Source organism: Methanoculleus sp. UBA413, from assembly GCF_002502935.1.
Lineage (GTDB): Archaea > Halobacteriota > Methanomicrobia > Methanomicrobiales > Methanoculleaceae > Methanoculleus > Methanoculleus bourgensis.
In genome coordinates this window covers 20,682-24,350 of record NZ_DAQR01000112.1, presented here as the reverse complement: position 1 = coordinate 24,350, position 3,669 = coordinate 20,682, and the positions used below count along the sequence as shown (strand labels likewise).

The window sequence follows — 3,669 nt, the reverse complement described above, 5'->3', positions numbered from 1 at the left end:
CATTTCATCTAAAATTTCCCATGAAAACCGCCCCGATATGGTGAGTGGGAGACCCCCTGCTCTGGTGCATCGTGCCCCGGGTCCGGCTTGTGCGGGGAGGGGGCGAGCGCCCTCCCCTGCCCCCACCCCCCAGGGCGATTCCCACCACGGTCCACTGCTCGGGCTCGCCTGGGGAATCGGTCGTGTTCATGGGTACCATCGCCTCACGCGAGGGGCTGGCGATCCGCATCAGGACCCGCAAAATAAGGTGAAATGCTCCACTAGTGCAACGATTCCCGATAACCAGTACACTCACGAGAAGCGATGACCGATCGGTTTTCGCCTGATTTTGACACTCGCGCGTCCCGGCGCCACACCTGGGCATCACCACGCACTGCCCTGCTCCGGGGACGGGGGTTTCGTGGGTCGTGCCTCGTGCGGGGAGGGGGAGAGCCCGGGGTAATTCACCCCACCGGGGTGGGGACGAGAACCTGAACCCGAACAGGGGTCAACTGAGTCTGATAATTTGGAATCGGTCCACTAGTTCAGCTGAGATGTCGATTCCTGTCAGAATCCCGGGCCGATAACTCCACGCATCGCGGGTTTGCGAGGGGTATTGACGGTCCGCCTCACACATGAAAAGAGACTACATCCGCAAATGAGATGGCCCAATGCAGTCCGGCCCGGCCGATGAGAATCTTTATCGCTGTGAGATTGGTATACGGTGGACGCCATGGTCAAGCTTGATGTCACCCGTTTGCCGGGAATCGTGCAGGAACTTGGGCCGGATATGGCCGCGGTCTTCTCCCGGATATACTCCTGGTACGTCGAACCCGGGCGCCTGGTCTTTCCCGACGCGATGAAAGAGTGGGTGCGGGAGAAGTACGGCGATATCGAGACACAGCAGATCGTCAGGGTGACCAATAACCTGACCGGTGAGAGCACGCTCTTCAACTCCATCAGGGCACGCCGCCCGGTGCTGACGCCCCACGCAGAGGAGGTACTGGACGTGCGGACGCTGGCAGAGAAGGGGCCGTTTGCAAACCCCCTTGAGGAGACGCCTGCCGACACCTTCGGGAGAATCGACGGCGACCACTGGATTACGGCGAGCAACATCGCCAAGTACGATTACCTCCATGCTATCATCATCGCCAGGGACACAAACCCCTACGTCACCGCAGAACCGCAGGTAGCCGATCTGATCAGCGTAGCCATCCGGTGGTGTCAGGATGCGCACCGCGCTGACCCGCGGGCAATCTACCCCTTCCTCATCTGGAACTTCCTCTGGCGTGCGGGGGCGAGCATCGTGCACAACCACGCCCAGATCTTGCTCACCCATCGCCCCTACACCGCTCCGGCACGGATCGAGCGGGTCAGGGAGGAATACCGGCGCTGTTACGGGACCGGGTACTACGATGACCTCTTCAGGGCCCACACCGCCATCGGTCTTGGTCTCGTCTACAAAGGCGCCCGGGTCATGGCACACCTTACTCCTAAAAAAGAGCATGAAGTCGTGATCATCACAGAGTCACCACACGATCTCGCCCCCGCACTCGCGAAAGTGCTTGAGTGCTACCAGAATATTGGGGTGCAGAGTTACAACGCAGCGGTATACATGCCTCCGCTCGATGAGCAGGGTCACTACGTCGCATGGCTGGTGGACCGGGGCGACCTTCGCTCCCGGACCTCTGATATCGGGGGGATGGAACTCTACGCGGGAACGCCCGTGGTCTCGTCGGATCCCTTCCGTCTGATGGAGCACCTTGCAGCAGTCATGTTGCCGTGAGCGGGCAGCCCGCGGTCAGCAGAGGATGGTGTCGCGGTTCGCGGCCTTCCTGTAGGAGTCCTCCATCCGCTCCGCGATGCGGCTCCACTGGAAACATTCCTTCACCTTTTCGAGCCCCTTCCGGCCCATACAAAGCGACTTCCCGGGAGAGTCGGCCACCACTGCGAGCCCTTCGGCGATCGAATCAGGGTGCGGCCGCACCTTGACCCCATCGGTCCCGTGCTCGATGTTCTCGGAGAGCCCGCCGACGTCGGACGCGACCACGCATCGGCCCGCGCTCCACGCCTCGAGGAGCACAAGCCCGAAGGGTTCGTTTCTGCTCGGGATGGCAACGATATCGCTCGCGTTGAGGAGCGAGACATAGTCGGCATCGTCCAGTCGCCCGAGGAAACGGACAGGGAGCGACCGGGCCCTGGTCTCAAGGCCGCGGCGCATCTGCCCGTCGCCAACGAAGGCGAACTGACCGCCGGAGTGCTCCCGGAGGAGGCCTGGCGCCGCATCTACCAGCATATCAGGCCCCTTCTGCCATGCAAGCCTCCCGACAAAGAGTATCAGTGGGGAGTCCGGGTCAAAGCCGTAGCGTCGTTTAACCTCCTCGGGCTCGACATCCGCCTGGTAGTGATCGGGCACGATGCCGTTTGGGACAACATCGATCTTCCAGTCGGGGATATCATAGAGTTTCATGGCCTCCCGGCGGAGTGTCGAGGAGACCGCGGTTATGCGTTTCGCGATCAATCCCCCGTAGCGCTCAATCCCCGATATCTCAGGGAATGGCCATCCGCTGCTGAAGGCGTTCCCGTTCCTCCCAAACTCGGTCGAGTGATAGGTGAAGATGGTTTCCCGTTCCCGGAGCCGGCGGAGTGCGTCGACCACATGCCAGTCATGGAAGTGCAAGAGGTCAAACGACGGTGCATCAAACTCCCTGAACCGGTCGATCATCCTCCCGCTCATATCGGAACAGTACTGGACGAGGTTCTCTCCTGCCGGCCGGCAGTAATGGTACCGGACACCGTTAATCTCGGTGTCCCTGCCCTCTCCCCGGGTGAAGTAGTGCACTTCGTGGTGACGTGCCAGCGTCTCAGCGAGGTTTGTCGCCGCATTTGCAAGTCCGCCGACACGCTCCGCATACAGTGACTCCCAGCAAAAAAATGCTATTTTCAGACTTTCCATGGTATCCCTCATCGTAAATTATCCGGGCATCATCCTTCAGTACAGGAGGTCCGGAGCGGCCAGGATCACCTTCTCTCCCGCACCAGAAGCCCGGTATATTCTCCTGCCGACCTCAGGGGTACGAAGATCTCCTCCTGATAAAATGTCCGTGAATATCAGGCTGGCCGGCCTGCAGCCAGTGTGCCTCATACCCGCTCAAAGTTGATATATCTTTCCCGGATTCCCAAAATAGTCAAGGGAGAGGTGTTTCCGGGACCTGGTGGACACGATCAGGGGGAGAGCGATTCTTTCAGGCGCTTCTCCAGGTGGTCACCATGCGAGCCCATCCAGTAGAGTTTCCGACAGGCCGGGCACCAGGAGAACTCCTTTCCCCTGGCTGACCTGGGGGCGTAGCGTGCCTCACGGATCTCGCGTGTGGTAGCCGGCCGGAGGCGCGTATTGCAGAGCGAACAACGGCTCATCCTGATCCCGGGCTCGATGAGCCCGAGGCCGGCAACCTGCCTGACCTGCTCCATGACGTCTTCGGATGCGATGTAGACCGCCTGTGCACCGCCCCGGCGTGCGAGTTCGCGGTCCCGAGTCAGGAGGATCCGGTCATCCTTTGAGGCGATATCGAGGAGAAGCGTATCTTCCCGGGTGTTGCCCGGGGAGAGGCTGTTTGCGCTCATCGTGTCATACCCCATAAACCGGAGGTAGCGGGTGAGCGTCCCGAGCATCCTGTCGGTCAGGAACCG

At 60.8% G+C, this 3,669-nt stretch carries 3 protein-coding genes; 1 reads left to right on the top strand and 2 read right to left on the bottom strand.

The window, feature by feature from the left end; genetic code table 11:
* Positions 1 to 712: 712 nt before the first annotated feature.
* Complete coding sequence (locus tag BP858_RS09270; RefSeq protein WP_074175439.1) at positions 713 to 1,765, top strand: hypothetical protein; 1,053 nt, start codon at positions 713 to 715, stop codon at positions 1,763 to 1,765.
* 15 nt (positions 1,766 to 1,780) lie between these two features.
* On the opposite strand, the gene BP858_RS09265 is transcribed toward BP858_RS09270, so the two are convergent.
* Positions 1,781 to 2,935, bottom strand: coding sequence for a glycosyltransferase family 4 protein (locus tag BP858_RS09265; protein WP_074176143.1), 1,155 nt, complete (start codon positions 2,933 to 2,935; stop codon positions 1,781 to 1,783).
* 269 nt (positions 2,936 to 3,204) lie between these two features.
* Positions 3,205 to 3,669: Mut7-C RNAse domain-containing protein (locus tag BP858_RS09260; RefSeq protein WP_286879346.1), on the bottom strand; the 465-nt coding region annotated here is incomplete at its 5' end.